Source organism: Streptomyces sp. NPDC054783 (assembly GCF_053611725.1).
Genome location: NZ_JBSHAY010000038.1, coordinates 1 through 24,055, shown reverse-complemented (window position 1 = coordinate 24,055; position 24,055 = coordinate 1). Strand labels below are relative to the sequence as shown.

At 70.0% G+C, this 24,055-nt stretch carries 20 protein-coding genes; 11 read left to right on the top strand and 9 right to left on the bottom strand.

Translation table 11 applies throughout. The annotated features are described in order from the left end of the window. Positions 1-16 precede the first annotated feature (16 nt). Together ACWGJ5_RS39720 and ACWGJ5_RS39715 are read right to left on the bottom strand one after the other, a co-directional pair. Positions 17-1,705: a carbohydrate binding domain-containing protein gene (locus tag ACWGJ5_RS39720; protein ID WP_453314492.1), complete on the bottom strand. Its 1,689-nt coding sequence runs from the start codon at positions 1,703-1,705 to the stop codon at positions 17-19. 138 nt (positions 1,706-1,843) lie between these two features. After that, positions 1,844-2,953: an ATP-grasp domain-containing protein gene (locus ACWGJ5_RS39715; protein WP_453314491.1), complete on the bottom strand. Its 1,110-nt coding sequence runs from the start codon at positions 2,951-2,953 to the stop codon at positions 1,844-1,846. Positions 2,954-3,273: 320 nt separating this feature from the next. On the opposite strand from ACWGJ5_RS39715, the gene ACWGJ5_RS39710 reads away from it, so the two are divergent. Then, positions 3,274-4,179, top strand: coding sequence for a metallophosphoesterase family protein (locus ACWGJ5_RS39710; RefSeq protein WP_453314490.1), 906 nt, complete (start codon positions 3,274-3,276; stop codon positions 4,177-4,179). Continuing rightward, entirely contained in the window at positions 4,127-4,807 is a 681-nt protein-coding gene (locus ACWGJ5_RS39705) for a 4'-phosphopantetheinyl transferase family protein (protein WP_453314489.1), read from the top strand. Before ACWGJ5_RS39710 ends, ACWGJ5_RS39705 begins: the two co-directional genes overlap by 53 nt. Positions 4,808-4,839: 32 nt before the next feature. Here the strand turns inward: ACWGJ5_RS39705 and ACWGJ5_RS39700 are convergent, their stop codons facing one another. From ACWGJ5_RS39700 to ACWGJ5_RS39690, 3 genes are all read right to left on the bottom strand, one after another. Continuing rightward, positions 4,840-5,067 (bottom strand): hypothetical protein, encoded by a 228-nt coding sequence (locus tag ACWGJ5_RS39700; RefSeq protein ID WP_388627037.1) that lies wholly within the window; start codon positions 5,065-5,067, stop codon positions 4,840-4,842. A gap of 180 nt (positions 5,068-5,247) precedes the next feature. Further along, positions 5,248-5,805, bottom strand: a complete 558-nt coding sequence (locus tag ACWGJ5_RS39695) for a toxin-antitoxin system, toxin component (protein ID WP_453314488.1) — start codon at positions 5,803-5,805, stop codon at positions 5,248-5,250. Positions 5,806-5,819: 14 nt separating this feature from the next. Further along, positions 5,820-6,476, bottom strand: coding sequence for a helix-turn-helix domain-containing protein (locus ACWGJ5_RS39690; RefSeq protein ID WP_453314487.1), 657 nt, complete (start codon positions 6,474-6,476; stop codon positions 5,820-5,822). 240 nt (positions 6,477-6,716) lie between these two features. Here ACWGJ5_RS39690 and ACWGJ5_RS39685 point away from each other — a divergent pair, with 240 nt between their 5' ends. The 7 genes from ACWGJ5_RS39685 to ACWGJ5_RS39655 all read left to right on the top strand — a co-directional run bounded on the left by ACWGJ5_RS39685 (position 6,717) and on the right by ACWGJ5_RS39655 (position 15,775). Then, the gene (locus ACWGJ5_RS39685) at positions 6,717-7,388 is read left to right on the top strand and encodes an MmyB family transcriptional regulator (protein WP_453314486.1); all 672 of its coding nucleotides are present in this window, start codon (positions 6,717-6,719) and stop codon (positions 7,386-7,388) included. A gap of 166 nt (positions 7,389-7,554) precedes the next feature. Continuing rightward, positions 7,555-8,553, top strand: coding sequence for a LacI family DNA-binding transcriptional regulator (locus tag ACWGJ5_RS39680; protein ID WP_453314485.1), 999 nt, complete (start codon positions 7,555-7,557; stop codon positions 8,551-8,553). A 141-nt stretch (positions 8,554-8,694) separates the two neighbouring features. Beyond that, complete coding sequence (locus ACWGJ5_RS39675; protein WP_453314484.1) at positions 8,695-10,047, top strand: ABC transporter substrate-binding protein; 1,353 nt, start codon at positions 8,695-8,697, stop codon at positions 10,045-10,047. Positions 10,048-10,052: 5 nt separating this feature from the next. Beyond that, positions 10,053-11,009, top strand: coding sequence for a carbohydrate ABC transporter permease (locus tag ACWGJ5_RS39670; protein WP_453314483.1), 957 nt, complete (start codon positions 10,053-10,055; stop codon positions 11,007-11,009). Further along, positions 11,006-11,881, top strand: a complete 876-nt coding sequence (locus ACWGJ5_RS39665; RefSeq protein WP_453314482.1) for a carbohydrate ABC transporter permease — start codon at positions 11,006-11,008, stop codon at positions 11,879-11,881. The genes ACWGJ5_RS39670 and ACWGJ5_RS39665 overlap by 4 nt, the downstream gene beginning before the upstream one ends. 56 nt (positions 11,882-11,937) lie before the next feature. Then, positions 11,938-13,545, top strand: a complete 1,608-nt coding sequence (locus ACWGJ5_RS39660) for a glycoside hydrolase family 13 protein (protein ID WP_453314481.1) — start codon at positions 11,938-11,940, stop codon at positions 13,543-13,545. An 85-nt stretch (positions 13,546-13,630) separates the two neighbouring features. Then, positions 13,631-15,775, top strand: coding sequence for a galactose-binding domain-containing protein (locus tag ACWGJ5_RS39655; protein WP_453314480.1), 2,145 nt, complete (start codon positions 13,631-13,633; stop codon positions 15,773-15,775). Between the two features lie 12 nt (positions 15,776-15,787). On the opposite strand, the gene ACWGJ5_RS39650 is transcribed toward ACWGJ5_RS39655, so the two are convergent. From ACWGJ5_RS39650 to ACWGJ5_RS39635, 4 genes are all read right to left on the bottom strand, one after another. Further along, complete coding sequence (locus tag ACWGJ5_RS39650; protein WP_453314479.1) at positions 15,788-16,717, bottom strand: PDR/VanB family oxidoreductase; 930 nt, start codon at positions 16,715-16,717, stop codon at positions 15,788-15,790. Continuing rightward, complete coding sequence (locus ACWGJ5_RS39645; RefSeq protein ID WP_453314478.1) at positions 16,714-16,884, bottom strand: hypothetical protein; 171 nt, start codon at positions 16,882-16,884, stop codon at positions 16,714-16,716. Before ACWGJ5_RS39645 ends, ACWGJ5_RS39650 begins: the two co-directional genes overlap by 4 nt. Next, positions 16,881-17,945, bottom strand: a complete 1,065-nt coding sequence (locus ACWGJ5_RS39640) for a Rieske 2Fe-2S domain-containing protein (protein WP_453314477.1) — start codon at positions 17,943-17,945, stop codon at positions 16,881-16,883. The genes ACWGJ5_RS39645 and ACWGJ5_RS39640 overlap by 4 nt, the downstream gene beginning before the upstream one ends. Positions 17,946-18,065: 120 nt before the next feature. Further along, positions 18,066-20,114 (bottom strand): spermine/spermidine synthase domain-containing protein, encoded by a 2,049-nt coding sequence (locus ACWGJ5_RS39635; RefSeq protein WP_453314476.1) that lies wholly within the window; start codon positions 20,112-20,114, stop codon positions 18,066-18,068. An 883-nt stretch (positions 20,115-20,997) separates the two neighbouring features. Between ACWGJ5_RS39635 and ACWGJ5_RS39630 the strand changes: the two genes are divergently transcribed. Further along, a complete protein-coding gene (locus ACWGJ5_RS39630; RefSeq protein WP_453314475.1) occupies positions 20,998-23,046 on the top strand; it encodes a phosphocholine-specific phospholipase C in 2,049 nt (682 codons plus the stop codon). 66 nt (positions 23,047-23,112) lie between these two features. Continuing rightward, a complete protein-coding gene (locus ACWGJ5_RS39625) occupies positions 23,113-23,997 on the top strand; it encodes a phospholipid scramblase-related protein (RefSeq protein WP_453314474.1) in 885 nt (294 codons plus the stop codon). Positions 23,998-24,055: the final 58 nt, after the last annotated feature.

Here is a 24,055-nt window from a genome sequence, read left to right as displayed (position 1 = left end):
GTACCGCAAGCGACCGTCAGCCGGTGAAGCCGGCCGTGATCGAGGTGAACTGCCAGTTGTTCTGGCTGATGCCGGAGCAGTTGCTCACCACGCCGCCGCCCGGGCACGGCCGGTCGCGGTTGACCGACCAGAAGGCGAGCCGCGCGATGTGATGCGAGTTCGCCCAGTCGCGGATCTGGGTCCAGATCGCCGGGCTGGTCGTCTCCTGCTGGTCGGACAGGCCGTTCATGCCCGAGATGCCGATATGGGCGTAGGCGGTCGCGTCGTCCCAGCCGAAGGTCGACTTCAGCTGGTTCTTCAGGCCCTCCGCGGCGTTCACGGTGTTGCCGTACATGTCCGAACCGCCGCCGAAGTCGAACGGCATGATGGTGAACACGTCGATGTTCGCGCCGAGCGACTGCGCCTGCTCGATCAGCCGGTTTCCGTAGTACGTCGGCCCGGTGGTCGAGGTGCCGAAGGTGACGATGGTCTTCAGGCCGGGATTGTTGGCCTTGACCGTCTTCAGCGCGGTGAGGATCTTCGCCTGCACGGCCTCGTTCTCGAACTCGTCCGTGTTCTCGATGTCCATGTCGACGGCCTTCAGGCCGTAGGCGTCGATCACCTTCTGGATGGCGCCGGCGAGCGCGGCCGCGGAGGAGCAGTTGGCGCCGAGCTTGCTGCCCTGCCAGCCACCGAAGGACGGGACGATGTCACCGCCGGCGGACCGGACGGCGTTGACCGCGCTCTGGTCGGCGCCGCCGGTGAGCGGCCGGCTGCCGTCCCAGGCGGGCGTACAGCCGCCGGAGTCCAGCACGAACGCCATCGTGAACCACTTGATCCCGGTCGCGCTCATCACCGTCGTCGGACTCGGCGGATCGCCCCAGCCCTCGTACAGGTACGGCGCGGCCTGCTTGAACCCGGTGCCGCCGCCGCTGCCCGCGTTCGTGGTCACGGAGACGGCGTTGGAGGCGCCCGAGACGTTCCCGGCCGCGTCGTGCGCCTTCACCGTGAAGGTGTACGACGTACTGGGCGACAGCCCGCTGACCGTGGCGGACGTGCCGGAGACGGTCAGAATCTGGTTGGCGCCGCTGTAGACGTCGTAACCGGTTACGCCCACGTTGTCCGTGGCGGCGTTCCACGACAGCGAAACGCTGGACGACGTCTTGCCGGTGGAGGTCAGGCCCGTCGGTGCGGTCGGCGCCTGCGTGTCCCCGCCGCCCCCGCCGCCGCCCGGGCCGTCGAGGCCGATGTCGTCGGCCCAGTAGGTGCCCTGGGCGTACCAGCCGTGGACATAGATGGTGGCGCTGGTCTGCGAGGCACCGGTGGTGAACGAGACACTCAGCCGGCTGTACGCCGTCGGCGACGTCGTCCAGGTCGAGGCGCCGCCGTTCACGCCCAGGTACACGTAACTGCCGCGTACCCAGCCGCTGAGGGTGTACGTCGTGTTCGGCTGGACGGCGACCGTCTGGCTGCACTGCGCGTTGTCGCTGTCGGTCACCGCGCCCTGCAGAGCCTTCGAGCCACTGTGCACGGGGGAGGAGACGACCGAGCCGAGGTTGCCGGTGCAGGTCCAGGGGGAGAGGCCGCCGGACTCGAAGCCGGGGTTGCTGAGGATGTTGGCCGCCTGAGCGGTACCCGGAAGGGCGATGGCCCCGCCGACCGCGAGGGCGACGGAACCGAGGAGAGCGAGAAGCCGACGTCTGTGACGTCCGAGTGGATTGCGCACGCGATCTCCCTGTGGGGATGGGGTGTTCGGGAGTGCACGGGTGTGCGGAGGTGCGGAGGTGCGGAGGTGCGCCAATGAATTTGGTATGGACCAATCCTGCTGTCAAGGACGGACGCAGAATTGGTCCATACCGGCGGACTAGAGCGGCAGGGCCTCCACCGCCGAAGCCGCCTGCACGGGCACCGCCGGAAGGGCGAACTCGGCATTCCTCTGCCGGGGAAGTGCCACCGGCAGCAGCGATCGCGGCCCCGCCACCACCGTGTAGTCCTGCCCGAGGAACGGCGGCACGATCACACCGGGATCCTCGCCCAGCGCCAACCGCACGGCGGCCCAGGGCACGTTCACCCCGCACAGCGACACCTGGTGCAGGCCCCCGGAGGGCCGCGTGTTGACATCCAGCAGCACCGGCCGGTCGCCCAGCATGCGGAACTGGATGTTGGACAGGTGATGCAGCCCGAAGCCCTCGGCGATCAGCCGGGCCGGTTCCAGCCACCGCTCGTCCAGCGTGAAGCCCCTGCGGCGGCCGTTCTTCGTGCGGCCCACCGCGAACCGCAGCCGGTTGTCGGGCCCGGTCAGGCAGTCGACCGACACCTCCGGCTGTTCCAGGCGCGGCATCACCAGCCAGTCCACCGGCTCCCCGGACCGCCGCAACGCCTCGACGACCAGGTCGAGCTGGACGTACGGGCTCGGGAACCCTTCGAGGTGGGCCAGCGAGAACGGGGCGCGGGTGATCACCCGGAAGCCGACCCCGCCGGCACCGGCGGCCGGCTTGAAGCACGCCTTGTGCCCGGCCGCCTCCAACTCCTCCACGGCGGCGAGGAGTTCGTCGGCCGTTCGCACCCGCCACCACTGCGGCACCGGGACGCCCACCGAGCGGACCGCCTCGTACGCGGTCGCCTTGTCCTCGAACACGGCCACCGCCTCGGGCGTCGGCGCCAGCAGGGCCGTACCCGCCGCCGCGAACTCCGCACGGTGCCGGACGATCGCCGCCTGGTGCAGCCGGGGCACGAACACGTCGATGCCGCGCCGGACGCACTGGTCGAGCGCGTACTCGACGTAGGCGGCCGGGGACAGGTCCTCCGGCTCCAGGTCGGCGGTGTCGGCTGCGGCCAGGACGGGGGAGTCGGGGTCCCCGTGCGTGGCGTGGATCTCCACCGCGCGATCGCTGGGATTTCTGCGCAGCTGATCCATGAAGAAGACGTTCTCCGCGTACGTGCGGTTGAGCCAGACGCGTACGCGAGAGAGCATGCAGGCCGCCTTTCAGGGTTTTCGGGCAGGACTCAGCGGCCCGTGCCCGGGCAGGAGGGAGGAAGGGACGCCAAACAACCCCTGCGAAGAGGGAGGTTGGGGTGATGGTGTCGGGGCGATCATACGGCTTTCGACAGCCCGCGCGTGCAACGCGGATGTTACGGATTCCGGGACTCGTCCAGGAGGCTCGCCGGGCCCGTCCGGTCGCTGTTCGGCCCGCCGGCGGACCCTCGCGACACGGCGGCCGGGGACCCTCTTGTCTGATTGTCCGGGAATGTGATCTCGTGGTCCCGGCGGAGGATGATCGGAAGGGGAGTCGGGTGGAGTCTGAGGCCGGGGCCGGGCAGCTGCTGGCCGTCAGCGACCTGCACATCGGCTATCCGGAGAACCGTGCCCTGGTCGAGGACATGCGGCCCGCCGGCGACGAGGACTGGCTGATCGTGGCCGGTGACATCGCCGAGACGGTGGCCGACATCCGCTGGACCCTGGAGAAACTCGCGAGCCGCTTCCGCAAGGTGCTGTGGGCCCCCGGCAACCACGAGCTGTGGACGCACCCGAAGGATCCGGTCACCCTGCGCGGCGTCGCCCGCTACGAGCACCTGGTCGGGCTGTGCCGCGAGCTGGGTGTCGTCACCCCCGAGGACCCCTACCCGGTGTGGCACGGTCCCGGCGGCCCGGTCGCCGTCGCCCCGCTGTTCCTGCTGTACGACTACTCGTTCCTGCCGCCCGGCTGCGCCACCAAGGCCGAGGGCCTGGCCTACGCCGAGAGCACCGGCGTGGTCTGCAACGACGAGTACCTGCTGCACCCCGATCCCTACCCGACCCGTGACGCCTGGTGCCGGGCGCGGGTCGCCGAGACCGAGCGCAGGCTTGCCGAGCTGCCCCCGGACCTGCCGGTCGTACCGGTCAACCACTACCCGCTGCACCGGCATCCCACCGAGGTGCTGTGGTACCCCGAGTTCGCCATGTGGTGCGGCACCCTGCTGACCGCCGACTGGCACCGCCGGTTCCGCGTGGCGACCATGGTCTACGGCCATCTGCACATCCCGCGCACCACCTGGCACGACGGAGTCCGCTTCGAGGAGGTCTCCGTAGGCTATCCCCGTGAATGGCGCAAGCGCCCGGAGCCGCCGGGACGGCTGCGCCGCATCCTGCCGATGGAGGTCGAAACAGGTGATCGAGGAGCTGCTCCCGGAGTCGGTCGTGGCCGTGGAGGCACACGGTGACGACCCGCTGTGGGACGCCCCGCTCCACCCCGGGGAGGAAGCGCTCGTCGCACGGGCGCTGACCAAACGCCGCCGCGAGTTCGCTGCCGCACGCGGCTGCGCCCGGCTCGCCATGGAGAAGCTCGGCGTGCCCGCGCAGTCCGTCCTCAGAGGCGAGCGGGGCGCGCCGCGCTGGCCGGACGGTCTGATCGGCAGCATGACCCACTGCGACGGCTACTGCGCCGCCGCGCTGGCCCGGGCCGGCGACCTGGCGTCCCTCGGCATCGACGCCGAACCGCACGGCGCGCTCCCGGACGGCGTCGCCGACGCCGTCTTCCTGCCCGCCGAGGCCGATCGGCTCGCGGGGCTCCACGGTCAGTGGCCCGACGTGCACTGGGACCGGATCCTGTTCAGCGCCAAGGAGTCCGTCTACAAGGCGTGGTTCCCCCTGGCCCGCACCTGGCTGGACTTCTCCGAGGCCGACATGACCCTCGACCCGAGCCCCGGCGACGAGTCGCGGGGCACCCTGCGTGCCGAACTCCTCGTCCCAGGGCCACGGGTCGGGGGCCGCCGGATCCAGGTCTTCGACGGCCGGTGGGCCGTACGCGACGGAGTGATCAGCACCGCCGTGGTCGTCCCGCATCCCTGAAACCCGGTGGCGGCGCGCGGGGCCCGGCGCGGTCAGGCCGGCGGGCACCAGTCGCGCAGCAGGCGGAAGAACTGCTCCTCGTTGCCCGCGAGACCCGCGCGCGCCAGAGCCTGTTCCGCCTCGGCCAGCACGGCGGGCGGCACCACGGCGGGCCGGCCGGCGTCCGGTGGCCCGTCGAAGGCGGCGCGCACGGTGTGCAGCAGCCGCAGGTAGGCCTGTACGGCGGTGCGCTCACGGTCGGTCAGTACGGCGGTGGGCATCGGTCGGCTCTCCCCGAGTAGGCGTCACGGTCGCGCGCGCTGCGGCGCACCTCTCCAGCTTGCCGCCCACCACTGACAACGCCGTTCGGTCGCGTCCCGGTTCGCCCGCTCAGCCGAGGCCGAGTCCTTTCGCCCCTGCGCCGTACGGCCCCGGGTCGGTCCTGCGGCCCCGCATCGGCGTCAGCCCTGCGCCCCCGGATACCCCAGGGACGCCTCGATGCGCCCGGCCACGTCGTCGCGCTGCACCGGGCCGCGCAGGGCAGAACCGGCGAGCCAGGTGCGGCACTTGCTGGCCAGCAGCAGCCCGAAGGTCTCGGCGTCCCGCTCCTCGGCGAGGTCGAAACGGGTCCGGGCCGCGACCCGCTGCACCGTGGCCTGGAGCGCCTCCTGGTCGGTGTCGTCGTGCAGCAGCCGCGTGGCCACGCCCACGCCGTCGACGTGGTGTCCGCGGTGGTCGGCCTGCATGTGCCACAGTTCGTGGCCCAGGATCACCAACTGGTGGTCCGGCGCGGTGCGTTCCTCCACGACGACGAGATCGCGGTCGGTCAGGTCAAGCCACAGACCGCTCGCCGTGCCCGTCGGGAAGGCGGCCGCACGGAAGTGCACGGGGCGGCCCCGGCGGCGGCTCATCGCCTCGCACAGCGCGCCGTACAGCTCCCGCGGCGGCACCGGCGCGGGCAGCGCAAGACCGCCCACCAGCTCGTTGCACAGCCGGCGCATGTCCCTGCCGATGCCCACAGTCCTCCCCCGGCTCACGACTCGGGCCGTTTGACGCTCTCCAGGAGCATGTCGAGCCACTCCGCGACCTTGTCCCGGTGCTGGTCGGTGGGCAACTGTGCGGCCCGCCAGGCTATTCCGCGCACCCCGTGGTCCTGCAGCAGCCGTTCCAACGGATCCTCCTCGGCCCCGGCGGCGGCCCGCTCCCGGTCGGCGAGCTTCGTCAGCAGCTCCTGCTGGGTGCGCTGCAGCGCGCCCGCCAGCGCCTCGGGGTCCTCCGCGGTGAGGAAGCCGGCGTGCACCCGGAAGAAACGCTGCAGCGCGTCGCAGTGCTCCATGGTCGGCCGCCGGTCGCCGTTGATGAGGGCGCCGGCCTGCTGCCGGGACATGCCCGCGCCGTCGGCGATCTCCTGCTGGGTGTACTTGCGGCCGTTCGGTTTCAGCCGAGTGCGCCGCAACAGGCCCAGGCGCTGCAGAAAGCGTGCCTGTACGTCCGGTTCGCCGGCGGGCCGGCCGGCGAGCAGGGCCTTGACCACCGGCTCCGGGACCCCGCAGGCCACGGAGAGCCGCCCGACGTCGAAGACTTCGGTGTGCGCCACGCCGAGCCGGTCGGCGAGCGCGGTGACGCGGGCGACGACGGCCGGCAGCTGGGCGGTCGCCGTGGCGCCCGGATCCTCGTAGCCATCCGTCACCGACAGAACTCCTACGTCTCTCGAGGGCTTCAGATGTGTCCGTGCTTCTCACGAGCGATCGCCGTGAACTTCCCGGAGAGTAGCGGGTGTCTCGAACTCACATCCAGGTGTCGCCACAACTGTGGCGAATTTCAGCCGTCAACGAGCACGGAATGCCACGATAGTTGACACGGTCTTGTCGCGGGCCGCAGGATCGCAGAGCCGCGTGAAGGCCGCAGAGGCAAGAGGGGTGACCTCCCGATGGCACATCAGGCAGGAGGGCAGCGGCCGGCACCGCGGCCCGTCCCCGAGACCTGCGAGACCCAGGCGTACCTCCAGGACTACGCCGTACTGCTGGAGTCCCTCGCCTGCCCGTCCCTGGTCGTCGACCACCGCTGGGACGTCGTCATGGCCAACGGTGCGTTCGAGACACTTTTCCGCGGCGTGCGCCGGCAGGCGACGGCCATGCCCGGGGACAACTTCCTGCGGTTCGTCCTGTTCCATCCGGACGCGGCCGACGTCCTCGGCGAGCACGAACAGGGCTGGTGCCTGCCGATGCTGGCCCACCTCAAGGCCGCCCTGGAGACGTACGGTCACGACCACGAGCTGCAGGCCGTCCGCCGCGACATCGCCCAGGACCCGCTCATGGAGGCCGCCTACCGGCAGGGCCTGCCGCACTGGATCCACGCCGTCGGCGAGCGCGCGACCCGGCTGGACGGGGCCGTCCGGCTGCTGCTCCACCCCGACCCGCGGCGTGGCCCCACCGAGTGCCGCATCGTCGAGGAGACGCCGGAGGTCCTGGGCGGCCTCGGCTACCGGCGCCTTTCGATGGTCCTGCGCGAGAACCGCCGGCCCGCCGCGCCCGTACGCCGTCCGCGCCGGCTGCGAAGCACGGCAGCCCATCTGACGGTCGTCCCGGCCCCCGAGAACTGACCCGGCACCGCCGGCGTTCAGGTCGCCGGCGGCGCCGGGTCGGAAGCCCCGGCATCTCGTGCCCCTGCTCGTCCGCCTTGCGTCTTCCTCGCGTCCCCAAGGCCGGCACCTCGTACCTGCCTGCCTTACGCAAGTCATTTGCATGACTTGCGCTAGGCTTGCGTGCATGACACGACGACTTGCGGAAGTGGCGAAGAAGGTCGGCGTCAGCGAAGCGACCGTCAGCCGGGTGCTCAACGGCAAACCCGGGGTCTCCGACGCCACCCGGCAGGCGGTGCTGACGGCTCTCGACGTCCTCGGTTACGAGCGCCCCACTCAGCTGCGCGGCGAACGCGCCCGGCTCGTCGGACTGGTGCTGCCGGAGCTGCAGAACCCCATCTTCCCGGCGTTCGCCGAGGTCATCGGCGGCGCGCTGGCCCAGCTCGGACTCACCCCGGTGCTGTGCACGCAGACCAAGGGCGGGGTCTCGGAGGCGGACTACGTCGACCTGCTGCTGCAGCAGCAGGTCTCCGGCGTGGTCTTCGCCGGCGGCCTGTACGCGCAGGCGGACGCACCGCACGACCACTACCGGCTGCTCGCCGAGCGAAACATCCCCGTCGTGCTGGTCAACGCGGCCATCGAACACCTCGGCTTCCCGGGCGTGTCCTGTGACGACGCCGTCGCCGTCGAACAGGCGTGGCGGCACCTGGCCTCCCTCGGCCACGAGCGCATCGGGCTGGTCCTCGGTCCCGGCGACCACGTGCCCTCGGCCCGCAAACTGGCCGCCGCGCGGGCGATCGCCGGCGAACTGCCGGAGGAGTTCGTCGCCCGGGCGATCTTCTCCATCGAGGGCGGTCACGCCGCCGCGTCCCGGCTGATCGACCGGGGTGTCACCGGCATCATCTGCGCCAGCGACCCGCTCGCGCTCGGCGCGGTCAGGGCCGCGCGCCGCAAGGGACACGGCGTGCCGGGGCGGATCTCGGTCGTCGGATACGACGACTCGGCGTTCATGAACTGCACCGAACCCCCGCTCACCACGGTCCGGCAGCCCATCGAGGCCATGGGGCGCGCAGCCGTCGAACTGCTGAACGCGCAGATCGGCGGCAGCGCCGTACCCGCCGAGGAGCTGCTGTTCGAGCCCGAGCTGGTGGTGCGCGGATCCACCGCGCAAGCCCCGCGCGACTGATTTCCCGACTGTGATCCTGAAGATCCACCCTACTGTCAAATAATTACAGAGTACGCACGACATCTTGCGTCCTGATGTCGGCGGTGCTTGAGTGTGCGGCGCCCACCGCTCCTGCCATGAGTGCCATCAGGGGGTCCACCGATGACAAGCACCGGGTTCCGCCGTACCTTCGTCGCGATCGGCGTCTGTTCCTCGCTCGCCCTGGCCGCCACCGCCTGCGGGTCGGGTGACGACGACTCGGCGAGCGGGAAGACCCGCATCACCGTCAACTGCGAACCGCCGAAAAGCGCCAAGGTCGACCGGGAGTTCTTCGAGGAGGACCTCGCCTCCTTCGGGAAGCAGAACCCGGGCATCGACGTCGCCGCACACGACGCCTTCCCCTGCCAGGACCCGAAGACCTTCGACGCCAAGCTCGCCGGCGGTCAGATGGAAGACGTCTTCTACACGTACTTCACCGACGCCAGGCACGTCGTGGACATAGGCCAGGCGGCCGATCTCACGCCGTACCTCAAGGAGCTGAAGTCCTACGACACCCTCCAGAAGCAGCTGCGGGACATCTACACCGTCGACGGAAAGGTCTACGGCATCCCGCGCACCGGATACAGCATGGGGCTGATCTACAACCGCAAGCTGTTCCGGAAGGCCGGCCTCGACCCCGACAAGCCCCCGACCACCTGGGACGAGGTACGCGCCGACGCCAGGAAGATCGCCGCCCTCGGCAACGGCACCGTCGGCTACGCCGACTACAGCGCCCAGAACCAGGGCGGCTGGCACTTCACCGCCGAGCTGTACTCGCAAGGCGGCGACGTCGTCGGCGCCGACGGCAAGAAGGCCACCATCGACACCCCCGAGGGCCACGCCGTCCTGCAGAACCTGCACGACATGCGGTGGGCCGACGACTCCATGGGCAGCAAGCAGCTCCTCGTCATCAACGACGTCCAGCAGATGATGGGGTCGGGCAGGCTCGGCATGTATCTCGCCGCCCCCGACAACATCCCGATCCTGGTCAAGGAGAAGGGCGCGAACTACGACGACATCGCCATCGGCCCGATGCCGGGCGGCAGGGGTACGCTCATCGGCGGCGACGGCTACATGTTCAACAGGCACGACACGCCCGCCCAGATCCGGGCCGGCCTGAAGTGGCTGGACCACATGTTCCTCACCCCCGGAACCGGCTTCCTCGGCGACTACGCCCGCGCCAAGGAGAACAACGCCCCCGTCGGCCTGCCCGAGCCCCGCCTGTTCACCGGCGCCGCCGACGCCAGGGACCAGCAGGCCAAGAAGGCCGACGCCAATGTCCCGGTGGAGAACTACCAGGCCTTCCTCGACGGCAACCAGCAGCTTCAGATGAAGATCGAGCCGCCCGACGCCCAGCAGATCTACTCCGTCCTCGACTCGACCGTCTCCGCCGTCCTCACCAAGAAGGACGCCGACATCGACCAGCTCCTCAAGGACGCGTCCGGCAAGATCGACGCCATCCTCGCCCGGAGCTGACCGCCATGACGAAGACGGCCGAACGGCGGCCCGTGACGCAGGCCGCCGTCCACCCGGTCCCGGCGCCGCCCCCGGTAGGGGGCCGGAGGCGGCGCCGCCTCGCCGACCAGGCCCGCGCCTACGCCTTCCTCCTCGGCGGCCTCGTCTGCTTCGCCCTGTTCTCCTGGTACCCGGCGATCCGCGCGGTCGTCATCGCCTTCCAGAAGTACACGCCGGGCTCGAAGCCTCAGTGGGCCGGCACCGCCAACTTCACCCGTGTCCTGCACGACCCCGAGTTCAGCGCGGCCTGGCGCAACACGCTCACCTTCACCCTGTTGGCCCTGCTGATCGGCTTCGCGATCCCCTTCCTCCTCGCCCTCGTCCTCAACGAACTCCGGCACGCCAAGGCGTTCTTCCGGGTCGTGGTCTACCTGCCCGTGATGATCCCGCCGGTGGTCAGCGCCCTGCTGTGGAAGTGGTTCTACGACCCCGGAGCCGGTCTCGCCAACGAGGCGCTGCGCTTCCTCCACCTGCCGACGTCCAACTGGTCCAACGGCACCGACACCGCGCTCGTCTCCCTGGTGATCGTGGCGACGTGGGCGAACATGGGCGGCACCGTCCTCATCTACCTCGCCGCCCTGCAGTCGATCCCCGGCGAGCTGTACGAGGCCGCCGAACTGGACGGCGCGAACCTGCTCCAGCGCGTCCGGCACGTCACCGTCCCGCAGACCCGGTTCGTGATCCTGATGCTGATGCTCCTGCAGATCATCGCCACCATGCAGGTGTTCACCGAACCGTTCGTCATCACCGGCGGCGGCCCGGAGAACGCCACGGTGACCGTGCTCTACCTCATCTACAAGTACGCCTTCCTCTACAACGACTTCGGCGGGGCCTGCGCCCTCAGCGTCATGCTCCTGGTGCTGCTCGGCGCCTTCTCCGCCGTCTACCTGCGGCTGACCGGCACCGAGGGGGACAGCGCATGAGCACCCGCACCCTGGTCTCCCCGGCCACCCTCGCCCGCCCGCGCGGCAGGGCGGTCTACTGGACGGTGTTCACGGCCGTCCTGGTCCTCTTCGCGCTCGCGTTCCTCTTCCCGGTCTACTGGATGGTGACCGGCGCGATGAAGTCCCCGGACGAGGTGGCCCGCACTCCGCCGACACTGGTCCCGGAACACTGGCACCTCGGCGGCTACACCGACGCCTGGGACCTGATGCAGCTGCCGCAGCACCTGTGGAACACGGTCGTGCAGGCGGCCGGCGCCTGGGCGTTCCAGCTGGTCTTCTGCACGGCCGCCGCCTACGCCCTGTCCAGGCTGAGGCCCGCCTTCGGCAAGGTGATCCTCGGCGGCATCCTGGCCACCCTCATGGTCCCGGCGCAGGCCCTGGTCGTACCGAAGTACCTGACAGTCGCGGACCTGCCGCTGATCCACACCGGCCTGCTCAACGACCCCCTCGCCATCTGGCTGCCGGCCGTCGCGAACGCCTTCAACCTCTACTTGCTCAAACGATTCTTCGACCAGCTGCCACGCGATGTGCTGGAGGCCGCCGAGATCGACGGCGCCGGCAAGCTGCGCATCCTGTGGTCGGTGGTGCTGCCCATGTCCCGGCCGGTGCTCGGCGTGGTGTCGATCTTCGCGCTGGTCGCCGTCTGGCAGGACTTCCTGTGGCCGCTGATGGTCTTCTCCGACACCGACAAGCAGCCGATCAGCGTGGCCCTGGTCCAGCTGTCGCAGAACATCCAGCTCACCGTGCTCATCGCCGCGATGGTGATCGCCAGCATCCCGATGGTGGCGCTGTTCCTCGTCTTGCAGCGGCACATCATCGCCGGGATCAGCGCGGGCAGCACCAAGGGCTGACACGCCGCACCGCCTCACCGAAGGCTCCGCACCGCCTCACGAGAAAGGGAAGCCCCGTGGGACAGCCCACCGATGCCCACAAGGACCGCGACTGGTGGCGCTCGGCCGTCATCTACCAGGTCTACGTCCGCAGCTTCGCGGACGGCGACGGCGACGGCACCGGCGACCTCGCGGGCGTCCGCGCCCGGCTGCCGTACCTCGCCGAACTCGGCGTGGACGCCCTGTGGTTCACCCCCTGGTACCTGTCACCCCTGAAGGACGGCGGCTACGACGTCGCCGACTACCGCGCCATCGACCCGGCCTTCGGCACCCTCGCCGAGGCCGAGAAACTCATCGCCGAGGCACGGGAGTCGGGCATCCGGACCATCGTCGACATCGTGCCCAACCACGTCTCCGACCAGCACCCCTGGTTCCGCGCCGCGCTCGCCGCCGGACCCGGCAGCCCCGAGCGCGAACTGTTCCACTTCCGGCCCGGGCGCGGCGCGCACGGCGAACTACCACCGAACGACTGGCCCTCGCAGTTCGTCGGCTCCACCGAACCGGTGTGGACCCGCCTGCCCGACGGCGACTGGTATCTGCACCTGTTCACGCCCGAGCAGCCGGACCTCAACTGGTCCCACCCGGCCGTCCGCCAGGAGCACGAGGACATCCTGCGGTTCTGGTTCGAGCGGGGCGTCGCCGGTTTCCGCATCGACTCCGCCGCCCTGCTCGCCAAGGACCCTGCCCTGCCCGACCTCGCCACGCACCCCGAGCCGCACCCCTTCGTCGACCGCGACGAACTCCACGGCATCTACCGCTCCTGGCGGCGCCTGGCGGACGCGTACGACGGCGTCTTCGTCGGCGAGGTCTGGCTCCCCGACGCCGAGCGCTTCGCCCGCTATCTGCGCCCCGACGAACTCCACACCGCCTTCAACTTCTCCTTCCTCTCCTGCCCCTGGGACCCCGACCGGCTGCGCGCCACGATCGACACCACCCTCGCCGAGCACGCCCCCGTCGGAGCTCCGGCCACCTGGGTGCTGTGCAACCACGACGTCACCCGTACGGTCACCCGCTACGGCCGCGAGGACACCGGGTTCGACTTCGCCGCCAAGGCCTTCGGCACGCCGACCGACCTGGTGCTCGGCACCCGGCGGGCCCGGGCCGCCGCCCTGCTGTCGCTGGCCCTGCCCGGCGCGGTGTACCTCTACCAGGGGGAGGAGTTGGGCCTGCCCGAGTCCGAGATTCCGGTCGACCGGATCCAGGATCCGATGCACTTCCGGTCCCAGGGAGCCGATCCCGGCCGGGACGGCTGCCGGGTGCCGCTGCCGTGGGCCGCCGGTATGCCGTACGCGGGATTCGGTTCCCAGCAGGAGCCCTGGCTGCCCCAGCCGGCCGACTGGCCGTGGTACGCGGTCGACCGTCAACAGCAGGACCCCGACTCCATGCTCTCGCTCCACCGCCAGGCCATCGCCGCCCGCCCCCTCTTCGGCGGCGGCCCGCTGTCCTGGCTGTCCGCCCCCGAGGGCGTCCTCGCCTTCACCCGTGCCGAGGGCATGACCTGCGTGGTCAACCTCGCGCCCACCCCCGCCGAGCTGCCTGAGCACACCCGACTCATCCTCACCAGCGGCCCGTTGGACGACAAGGGCCGGCTGCCGCAGGACACGGCGGTCTGGCTGCGGAGCTGAGCCGCCGACGCACCGCGCTATCCCCGCGCCCCCACCCCGAAGGGATCAGCACATGCAGAGCACCATGGGCAGAACTGTCAGGAGCATGCCAGTCATTGCGGTCGCTGTGGCCCTCGCCGCCGGCATGCTCGTCGCCGTCGCGCCCGCCGCCCACGCGGCCGCCGGCGCCGGCCTCCCCTTCACCTCGGTGGAGGCGGAGTCGGCGACCACCAACGGCACCAAGATCGGCCCCGACTACACCCAGGGCACGCTCGCCTCCGAGGCCTCCGGACGGCAGGCCGTGCGCCTCAACTCCGGACAGCGCGTGGAGTTCACGGCACCCCGGGCCGCCAACGCCGTGAACGTCTCCTACAGCGTCCCCGACGGCCAGTCCGGCACGCTCGACGTGTACGTCAACGGGGTCAAGCTCGCCAGGACCCTGACCGTCACCTCCAAGTACTCCTACATCGACACTGGCTGGATCCCGGGCGCCAAGCGGCACCACTTCTTCGACGACGCGCGCCTGATGCTCGGCCAGAACATCCAGGCGGGCGACAAGGTCGCCTTCGAGTCGACCGGCACCCAGGTCACGGTCGACGTCGCCGACTTCGAGCAGGTCGCGGCACCCGCCTCCCAGCCCGCCGGCTCGGTGTCCGTGGTCTCCAAGGGCGCCGACCCCAGCGGCAACGGCGACTCCACCCAGGCCTTCCGGGATGCCATCGCCGCCGCACAGGGCGGAACGGTGTGGATCCCGCCGGGGGACTACAAGATCACCTCGTCCCTCAACGGCGTGCAGAACGTGACGCTCCAGGGCGCCGGCAGCTGGTACTCGGTGGTGCACACCTCCCGGTTCATCGACCAGTCCAGCTCCTCCGGAAACGTCCACATCAAGGACTTCGCGGTCATCGGCGAGGTCACCGAACGTGTCGACTCCAGCCCCGACAACTTCGTGAACGGCTCCCTCGGCCCGAACTCCTCCGTCTCCGGCATGTGGATACAGCACATGAAGTGCGGCATGTGGCTGATGGGCAACGACGACAACCTGGTGGTGGAGAACAACCGCTTCCTCGACACCACCGCCGACGGCATCAACCTCAACGGCACCGCCAAGGGCGTCGTCGTCCGCAACAACTTCCTGCGGAACCAAGGAGACGACGCCCTGGCCATGTGGTCGCTGTACTCCCCGGACACGAACTCCAGCTTCGAGAGCAACACGATCTCGCAGCCCAACCTCGCCAACGGCATCGCCATCTACGGCGGCACCGACATCTCCGTGAAGAACAACCTGATCTCCGACACCAACGCCCTCGGCAGCGGTATCGCGATCTCCAACCAGAAGTTCATGGATCCCTTCTCCCCGCTGTCGGGGACCATCACCGTCGACGGCAACACCCTGGTCCGCACCGGGGCGATGAACCCCAACTGGAACCATCCGATGGGCGCGCTGCGCGTCGACTCCTACGACAGCGCGATCAATGCGACCGTCGACATCACCAACACGACGATCACCGACAGCCCGTACAGCGCCTTCGAGTTCGTCTCCGGTGGCGGACGGGGCTACCCGGTCCGGAACGTCAACGTGACCGGCGCGACCGTGCGGAACACCGGCACCGTCGTCCTCCAGGCCGAGGCGCAGGGCGCGGCCACCTTCGGGAAGGTCACCGCCACCCAGGTCGGGGCCGCCGGCATCTACAACTGCCCCTACCCGGCCGACTCCGGCTCCTTCACCCTGAGCGACGGCGGCGGCAACTCCGGCTGGAACAGCACATGGCCGGACTGCTCCACCTGGCCTCAGCCCGGTCAGGGCAACCCCGACCCCGACCCGAACCGCAACCTCGCCAAGGGCCGTCCGGCCGCCGCGACCGGCTCCCAGGACGTCTACATTCCCGGCAAGGCGGTCGACGGCGACGCGAACTCCTACTGGGAGTCCACCAACAACGCCTTCCCGCAGTCCTGGACGGTCGACCTCGGCGCGTCCTACGCCGTACGCCGCCTGGTGCTGAAGCTGCCGCCGTCCTCGGCCTGGGGCGCCCGCACCCAGACCATCACCGTGCTCGGCAGCACCGACGGCTCGAACTACTCGACCGCCGTGGGCTCCCAGGGCTACCGATTCGACCCGGCCACCGGCAACACGGCCACCGTCTCCCTGCCGAGCAGCACGAACCTGCGGTACCTCCGGCTCACCGTCAGCGCCAACACCGGCTGGCCGGCCGGGCAGTTCAGTGAGGTGGAGGCGTACCTGACGTCCTGATTCAGGACCGCGTCACAGATCCAGCACCAGACGGGCGCCCCGGCACCGGGACACGCAGATCATCATCGTGTCACCCGCCGACCGCTCCTCCTCGGTGAGGACCGAGTCCCGGTGATCCGGGGCGCCCTCCAGCACGTCCGTCTCGCAGGTGCCGCACGTCCCCTCGGTGCAGGAGTACAGCACCTCGACCCCGGCGGCCCGCACCGCGTCCAGCACGGACACCTCCGGCGGGACGGTGACGGTACGGCCACTACGGGCGAGCTCGACCTCGAACTGCTCGGAATCGCACCGCTGTTGGCCCCCCGGCCGAAACCGCTCCGCCCGGAGCACCCCGGCCGGGCAGCGCTCCTCGACGGCGTCCAGCAGCGGCCCCGGACCGCAGCAGTACACCAGGGTGCCCTCGCACAGGTCGTCCAGCACCGGGCCCAGGTCCAGCAGGCCGGTCTCGTCCTGCGGGGCGAGGGTGACCCGGTCGCCGTAGCGTGTCAGCTCGCCCGTGAACGCCATGGATGAACGGGTGCGTCCGCCGTAGAGCAACGTCCAGTCGGCGCCCGCCTGTTCGGCGGCCGCGAGCATCGGCAGGATCGGGGTGATGCCGATGCCGCCCGCGATGAAGCGGTAGCGGGGCGCGGGCTCGAGCCGGAAGTGGTTGCGCGGCCCGCGGACCCGTACCTTCGTGCCCTCGCCCACCTGCTCGTGCACCCGGGCCGACCCTCCCCGCCCGGCGGGTTCGCGCAGCACCGCGATCCGCCATGCCGACCGGTCCGCCGGATCCCCGCACAGCGAGTACTGCCGCTCCAGCCCGGGCCCGAGGAGCAGATCCAGATGGGCGCCCGGCTCCCAGGAGGGCAGCTCCCGGCCCAGCGGATCGCGCAAGGTCAGCGCCAGCACGCCCGCGGCCGCGAACTCCCTTTTCCTGACGACGAGTTCGAGTTCGGTCACCGTACGGCCTCTTCGCTGCCGTGTCCTTCGGGATGCGCCGTCATCCACTCCCACATCAGCACCGGGTCCTCGGCGGTGTGCTGCACACCGCAGTGGCAGGTGCCGTGCAGCAGGTCCGTGCCCGGCAGCCAGCCGATCCGGTGGACCCCGCCGGTGCCGGGGCTCACCGGACCCCCTCGACCGGCTTGTCGCCCTCCTCGACCAGCCGCGCCAGGATCCGGCGCGCGGCCAGGCCGCCGGTGTCGATGTTGACGCTCAGCTCCTGGTACCCGGTGCGTTCGGTGCCGAGGGTGCGCTGCAGCAGGTTGAGCGCGTCCACGTCCTGCATGACGACGGTGTGGTTGTTGGCCCGCAGGAACTCGGTGACCTCGGCGTCCTCGGTTGCCCAGTCCCGGGACACCGCCCAGAAGTCGTACACCTTGCCGTCGGCGGACGGTGTGATGGCGTAGGTGATCTCGGTGTGGAAGCCGTGCGGGTCGCTGCCGTCCGGCTCCGGTACGACGCCCATCGGCGCGATCCGGCTGTGCAGCAGATACAGGCAGGGCGCGTGGTACTCGATGTCCTGCCAGCGGGTGATCCGTCCCTCGATGCCGGTCGAACGGGCGTAGAACGGCGGGCACTCGGCATCGTCCATGTGCCGGCTGACCCGGACCACGCCCGCGTCCTCGTCCGCCTCGGTGATGATGGGCGTCTCGGCGACCTCGGGGGTGCCGATGTAACCGCCGTGCAGATACGTCTCGTGGGACAGGTCGAGGAGGTTGTCGACGAGCAGGCCGTAGTCGGCGTCGATCGGTTCCATGCCGCGCACGGTGGTCCAGCCGGGGGAGTCCAGGTGCCGGGCCCGCGGGATGGTCTGCGGGTCGGCGAGTGCCGGGTCGCCGACCCACACCCAGACGAGCGAGTCCTGCTCCACCACCGGGTAGGAGGCGACGCGTGCGGTACGCGGGATGCGTTTCTGGCCCGGTACGTACACACAGGCGCCGGTGCGGTCGTAGGTGAAACCGTGGTAACCGCAGACGATCCGGTCGCCGTCCAGGCCGCTCGAGGAGAGCGGGTAGCGGCGGTGGACGCACCGGTCGTGCAGGGCGACCGGGGTGCCGTCCTCCTCGGCGCGGTAGAGAACGAGCGGCTCACCGAGGATGGTCCGGCCGAGCAACTCGCGCCCGATCTCCTCGCCGTAGGCGGCGACGTACCACCGGTTCCTGGCAAAGGCAGTCATGTGCGGCATGCGGGCGGCTCCCGTCTCTGGATGATGCCGACATCGTCGAGACGGGCTTCGCGGGAGCGCAACACGACTTCTGCCTCGCGGAAGAGGTGTTGGAGATTGCCGCACGGCAGCGGCGTGCGTCTACTGGTTGTTGACGGCCACCATGCCGTCCGGCGCAGACGTCGACTGCGCGTCCGGCCGGCGCCCGGTGAACCGCATGACGACGCACGCACCCAGGTACAGCAGGGCAACGACCAGCAGCAGTGCCTGATAGCCCGTCACCAGGGCGAGGTACTCGAGCACACCCCCGGTCAGGGCGCCCAGCAGGTTCGCGCCGAACGCGGATGCCGGATCAGGGGCGAGGGCGAGGCGGTCCGAGAAGATCAGGTTGGCACAGAAGATGGGGGCGAAGGCCAGGGCGATGGCGGCGGCGAGTCGTCCGGGGAAGGGCAGCGAGAGCACGACGTGCGCCGGGACGAGCCAGGCAATCGCAAGGGTGCCGAAGAGCAGTAGCTGCAGCGGCAGCCGGCTGACCCGCTGCATCCGGCGCCGGGCCTCGACCGCCCCGAGGACGGCGAGCAGGACGCCGATGAAGACCAGGGCGTTGACCAGCCAGGTCGTACCGAAGTAGAGCGCGAAGCCGATCACGTTCTTCGTTTCGAGCAACATGAAGGCAGCGCCCATCAGGAACATGTCGGTGTAGCGGAGCGTCCTGCGGATGTGGACCCCGGTCAGGCGCACCGCCACGAGCGTCACCAGCAGGATCCCGCCCAGCACGCCCAGGTAGAGCGTGGGGATGTCACGGTGCAGCAGATACGGGAAAGGGTGGTCGTCGCTGGCGGCCGCCGGGACCGCGGCGCTGGGCCGCCAGGTCTGCTTGCACGACTGGTCGGCGGTCGTCATTCCGGCCACGAGGACGGCCGCGTTCGCGGCGAACGTCGTTGCGCACGGCGCATGGCGGTAGATGTCATTGAGAGAGCCGGCGAAGCGGTCGACCAGCCAGCTCGTCCGGTAGTAGTTGTACATGGCGAAGGCGCCGTGCGGCGTCAGGTGATCGCGCGCAGCCTCGAACGCCTGCTGCGTGAACAGGTAGCTCTCCAGGCGCAGATTGCTCGCCCCGGCCACCAGCGTCAGCGAGTCGGGCAGCGCGAGGACGACGAGGTCGTACTTGCTGTTCGTCCGCTCCAGGAAAGCCCGTCCGTCGTTGATGTGGACGTGCACCCTGGGGTCGTCGTACGGCTTGGCGGGGTGCAGCTGTGCGCCGATCTGCTGCAGTCGGGGATCGATCTCGACCGCGTCCACACGCTGCGCTCCGTGCGCCAGCGCGACGGCGACGTCATTGCCGTTGCCGGCTCCGATGACGAGCACGCGCTTGTGCGGATTGGCGGGGGTCTGGTCGTATGCCTGCCGATAGGGTGAGCCTGCTTGCGTCAGCACCGAAAGCGGCACGATCGCCTGGTGCGGGACGCCGTTGGCGGAGATGGTGTACTCCGGGACGGTGGGTGACAACGGTGTGACCTGGATCTTGTAGTAGGGCGACCAGGAGATGCCGACCGTCGTCGTCTCCACGAACAGTGCTGCGACCATCGCCGTGAGCGGGACGGAGTACCGCAGGATGTTGCGTCGTCCGCCGAGGATCAGCAGGGCCGCGGCGGCGAGCACGCCCCATACGACCGATGGAGCCCGCAGCCAGGAGAGCAGGGCGAAGGACGCCGAGCCGGTGAGGCTGCCGAGCAGGTCGTAGCGGTAGGCATCGAGTGAGGGAAGCCGGCGGAAGAGGTCGGCGGTGATCTTGCCGATCGCGGTCATGATCACCGCGGTGAGCAGGAAGATGACGGGCAGCGTCACCCACTCGGGAAAGCCGGTGGTCTTCACGGACGTGAAGTAGATGATCTGCGGGCTGCTCTGACGCACCTGCACCGGAAACGCGCGCACCAGGACGACGAGAACCGCGAGCGGCACCGGTGCCCACCGTATGATCCACTGCCCGCGCGCGGCGGGGATGAGGAACCCGATCCCGATGCCGAGAAACGACCCCAGAAGGACGAAGTTCGAAAAGTAGCTGAGGTGGACCACGTTGGCGCCCGCCCACCTGATCAGCGCTAGCTCGACGAAGAGCATGGTGGCGCTGGCCAGCAGCAGCCTCCAGCGTACCGGGTGGAACTTTTGTCCGGTTCCAGTCAGCTTCATGTGTATTTACGGTGCCGTCTCCGGTCTGATTTCGCATCCCGGGAGAGTCTGATTCGAAAATGAACCATTTATGCCGGTAATGCGTTTGTGGCGGATCGGTCCCGGCAGGTGTGCGAGGTGCTGTCCCTGAGACGGCCGTCAGGAAGGGGCCGCTGGTGAGTGGGCACCGGCCTGGTACGGGACCCCGAAGACAGTGCGAGCTTCTGTCGTTCGGCGGCCCGCGCCGCGGGGCGCATGCGCGGCGTCTGCCGGTTGTGCGCGGGGTTCCCCCGTCCTCGATCGGCAGGCTCTCGGAGGGAGGGTGCGGCGGGGACGACGGGGATCGGCCGGCCGTCGGTGGCGATCCCCCGGTCCCTCCCGTCGGGGACCACGCGGCCGGCTCCGGGGTGAGGGCGCACCCGTCCGGCAGTGCCAGGCGGAAGGGGCCCCGCCGGGGGCGTGGTGCGGGGACCAGGATGTCGCGGCCGCCGCGGACGATGACCACGGCGCTCCCGCGGTGGTCCGCGAGCCGGTCACAGACACCGCCCGCCGCAACGGGAACTTCCGTCTGACGCAAGCCTTCCCGGAGCCGGAGCCGGCACGTCCGTCGGCGAGGGGCGGCCCCTGACGCAAAGGCTGATGAGCCGTCGGTCGGCTCGGACCGGCGCGGCGGTCTTCGTGCGAACGCGGCCCGCGAGACGGCCTACGGAATCCGTCGCACCCGGATCCTGTGCGGCGTGCGCGGCCGCCGCGACCGGTTGACGGCACCACACGGACCGTCGACTTTCACACAGGCGCCACCAGACCCTTCCCTGACGTTTGTTGCTCTTGGAACACTCGCTCCGCGCAGATTCCGTCATTTGGGCGGCATCACGTACGTCAGGACGAGAGGACCCTCAGACCCATGGCCGAAGTCAACCGGCGCCGCTTCCTCCAACTCGCGGGCGCCACCACGGCGTTCACGGCGCTGTCCAGCAGTATCCAGCGCGCCGCCGCCCTGCCCGCGCTCCATCGCACCGGGACGGTCAAGGACGTCGAGCACATCGTCGTCCTCATGCAGGAGAACCGATCCTTCGACCACTATTTCGGCACGCTCCGCGGCGTCCGCGGCTTCGGCGACCCCCGTTCCGTCACGCAGAACGGCCGGTCGGTCTGGAAGCAGTCCGACGGCACCAAGGACATCCTGCCCTTCCACCCGGACGCCGACGACCTGGGCCTCGCGTTCATCCAGGACCTGCCGCACGGCTGGCAGGACACGCATGCCGCCTTCAACGGGGGCAAGTACGACAAGTGGGTGCCGGCCAAGGGCACCACGACCATGGCGCACCTGACCCGCGACGACATACCGTTCCACTACGCCCTCGCGGACGCCTTCACCATCTGCGACGCCTACCACTGCTCGTTCATGGGCTCGACCGACCCGAACCGCTACTACATGTGGACCGGGTACGTCGGCAACGACGGCCAGGGCGGCGGCCCGGTGCTCGGCAACGACGAGAAGGGCTACGGCTGGACGACGTACCCCGAGCGCCTGGAGAAGGCCGGGGTCTCCTGGAAGATCTACCAGGACGTCGGCGACGGCCTCGACGCGAACGGCGGCTGGGGCTGGATCGACGACGCCTACCGCGGCAACTACGGCGACAACGCCCTGCTCTACTTCAACCAGTACCGCAACGCCCAGCCCGGCGACCCGCTGTACGACAAGGCCCGCACCGGCACCGACGCGCGCAAGGGCGAGGGCTTCTTCGACCAGTTGAAGGCCGACGTGAAGGCGGGCAAGCTGCCGCAGGTCTCCTGGATCGTCGCCCCCGAGGCCTTCACCGAGCACCCCAACTGGCCCGCCAACTACGGCGCCTGGTACGTCTCCCAGGTCCTCGACGCCCTCACCTCCAACCCCGAGGTGTGGGGCAGGACCGCGCTGTTCATCACCTACGACGAGAACGACGGCTTCTTCGACCACGTCATACCGCCCTTCCCGCCGGCCTCCGGCGCCCAGGGCAAGTCGACCGTGGACGCCTCCCTCGACCTGTACAAGGGGGACGCGAGCCACGCCGCCGGCCCCTACGGGCTCGGCCAGAGGGTGCCGATGCTGGTCGTCTCCCCGTGGAGCAAGGGCGGTTACGTCTGCTCCGAGACCTTCGACCACACCTCGATCGTCCGGTTCATCGAGCGTCGCTTCGGTGTACAGGAGTCGAACATCTCCCCCTGGCGCCGTGCCGTCGTCGGCGACCTGACGAGCGCCTTCGACTTCTCCCGCAAGGACACCAAACCGGTCGCGCTGCCGTCCACGGCCGCCTATGAGCCGCCGGACCACAACCGGCACCCCGACTACGTGCCCAAGCCGCCCGCCAACCCCGCCCTGCCCAAGCAGGAGCGCGGCCACCGGCCCACCCGCCCGCTGAAGTACGTCCCGGTGGTGGACGGTTCCGCGGACACCGCGGCCGGCACCCTCACGCTCGCGTTCGCCTCGGGGGCGCACGCGGGCGCCGCCTTCCTGGTGACCTCCGGCAACCGCACCGACGGCCCCTGGACCTACACCACCACGGCCGGCAAGTCCCTCTCCGACACCTGGAACTCGGCCTACTCCGGCGGCGTGCACGATCTCGCCGTGCACGGCCCCAACGGTTTCCTGCGCGTCTTCAAGGGCAGGGGCAAGGCCGCGGGACCGGAGGCGAGCGCGCGGCACGTGGGCGACGACCTGGAACTCACCTTCACCAACAAGGGTTCCGGTACCGTGAAGCTGAAGGTGGCGAACGGTTACGGCGGCCACCCGGCCACCGTCACCGTACGTCCCGGCGCGACCGTCAGGCACACCGTGGACCTCACGGCCAGCAAGCGCTGGTACGACGTGACGGTGACCTGCGACGCCGACCCGGCCTTCCTGCGCGGCTTCGCCGGCCATGTCGAGAACGGCCACCCCGGCGTCAGCGACCCGGCGATCGCCTCGGAGTGAACGGGCGATGAACACCGCTCCGTGCGGACTGGTCAGGTACCGGTCATATCAGGGTAGTGTGCCCCGGTGACCACGCAATCGAACACTCCGGCAGGCTGGTACCCGGATCCGCACGGAGCGCCGCAGACGCTCCGCTACTGGGACGGCTCGCAGTGGACCCAGCACACCAACCCGGCACAGCAGCCCGCCGGTCAGGTTCCGCATCAGCAGGCCGCTCCGCATCAGCAGGCCGTTCCCCAGCAGCAGGCCGCTCCGCAGCAGTACGGCGCCCCGCAGGCGCAGGGCGCAGACCCCAAGGTGCAGCGCCAGGTGCAGCAGCAGGCCGGGGTCGCGGCCGGCGGCCCCGGCGGCGGCACCCTCTTCACCGAGCCCGTCCTGGTCGTGAACCAGAAGGCCAAGCTGATCGAGGTGACCAACGAGTACAAGGTCATGGATCAGAACGGCCGGGACATCGGCTCGGTCATGGAGGTCGGGCAGGGCGCGCTGAAGAAGATCCTGCGCTTCGTCTCCAGCCTCGACCAGTTCATGACCCACAAGCTGGAGATCCGTGACGCCTACGGCCAGCCGCAGCTGCTGCTGACCCGGCCGGCGAAGTTCTTCAAGTCCCGCGTGATCGTGTCGCGTCCGGACGGGTCGCAGGTCGGCGAGATCGTCCAGCAGAACATGATCGGGAAGATCAACTTCGCGATGAACGCCAACGGCCAGCAGGTCGGCGCGATCAAGGCGGAGAACTGGCGGGCGTGGAACTTCGCGATCGTCGACCACGCGGACAACGAGGTCGCCCGGATCACGAAGACCTGGGAGGGCCTCGCCAAGACGCTCTTCACGACCGCGGACAACTACGTCCTGCAGATCCACTACCAGCTGCCCGAGCCGCTGCTGAGCCTCGTGGTGGCGACGGCCCTGACCGTCGACACCGCGCTCAAGCAGGACTCGCGGGGCTGGAACTGAGCAGCCCCCGACGGGGGAAAAGGCACGAGGAGCACGGCGACGGCGGCCGGTGCGCGCG

What these genes read in the sequence shown, in the direction of transcription:
- ACWGJ5_RS39715 (WP_453314491.1), bottom strand. Translation starts at nt 2,953, where the DNA reads ATGCTCTCTCGCGTACGCGTCTGGCTCAACCGCACGTACGCGGAGAAC.
- ACWGJ5_RS39700 (WP_388627037.1), bottom strand. Translation starts at nt 5,067, where the DNA reads ATGCCCACCGCCGTACTGACCGACCGTGAGCGCACCGCCGTACAGGCC.
- ACWGJ5_RS39685 (WP_453314486.1), top strand. Translation starts at nt 6,717, where the DNA reads ATGGCACATCAGGCAGGAGGGCAGCGGCCGGCACCGCGGCCCGTCCCC.
- ACWGJ5_RS39680 (WP_453314485.1), top strand. Translation starts at nt 7,555, where the DNA reads ATGACACGACGACTTGCGGAAGTGGCGAAGAAGGTCGGCGTCAGCGAA.
- ACWGJ5_RS39675 (WP_453314484.1), top strand. Translation starts at nt 8,695, where the DNA reads ATGACAAGCACCGGGTTCCGCCGTACCTTCGTCGCGATCGGCGTCTGT.
- ACWGJ5_RS39670 (WP_453314483.1), top strand. Translation starts at nt 10,053, where the DNA reads ATGACGAAGACGGCCGAACGGCGGCCCGTGACGCAGGCCGCCGTCCAC.
- ACWGJ5_RS39665 (WP_453314482.1), top strand. Translation starts at nt 11,006, where the DNA reads ATGAGCACCCGCACCCTGGTCTCCCCGGCCACCCTCGCCCGCCCGCGC.
- ACWGJ5_RS39655 (WP_453314480.1), top strand. Translation starts at nt 13,631, where the DNA reads ATGCCAGTCATTGCGGTCGCTGTGGCCCTCGCCGCCGGCATGCTCGTC.
- ACWGJ5_RS39640 (WP_453314477.1), bottom strand. Translation starts at nt 17,945, where the DNA reads ATGCCGCACATGACTGCCTTTGCCAGGAACCGGTGGTACGTCGCCGCC.
- ACWGJ5_RS39635 (WP_453314476.1), bottom strand. Translation starts at nt 20,114, where the DNA reads ATGAAGCTGACTGGAACCGGACAAAAGTTCCACCCGGTACGCTGGAGG.
- ACWGJ5_RS39630 (WP_453314475.1), top strand. Translation starts at nt 20,998, where the DNA reads ATGGCCGAAGTCAACCGGCGCCGCTTCCTCCAACTCGCGGGCGCCACC.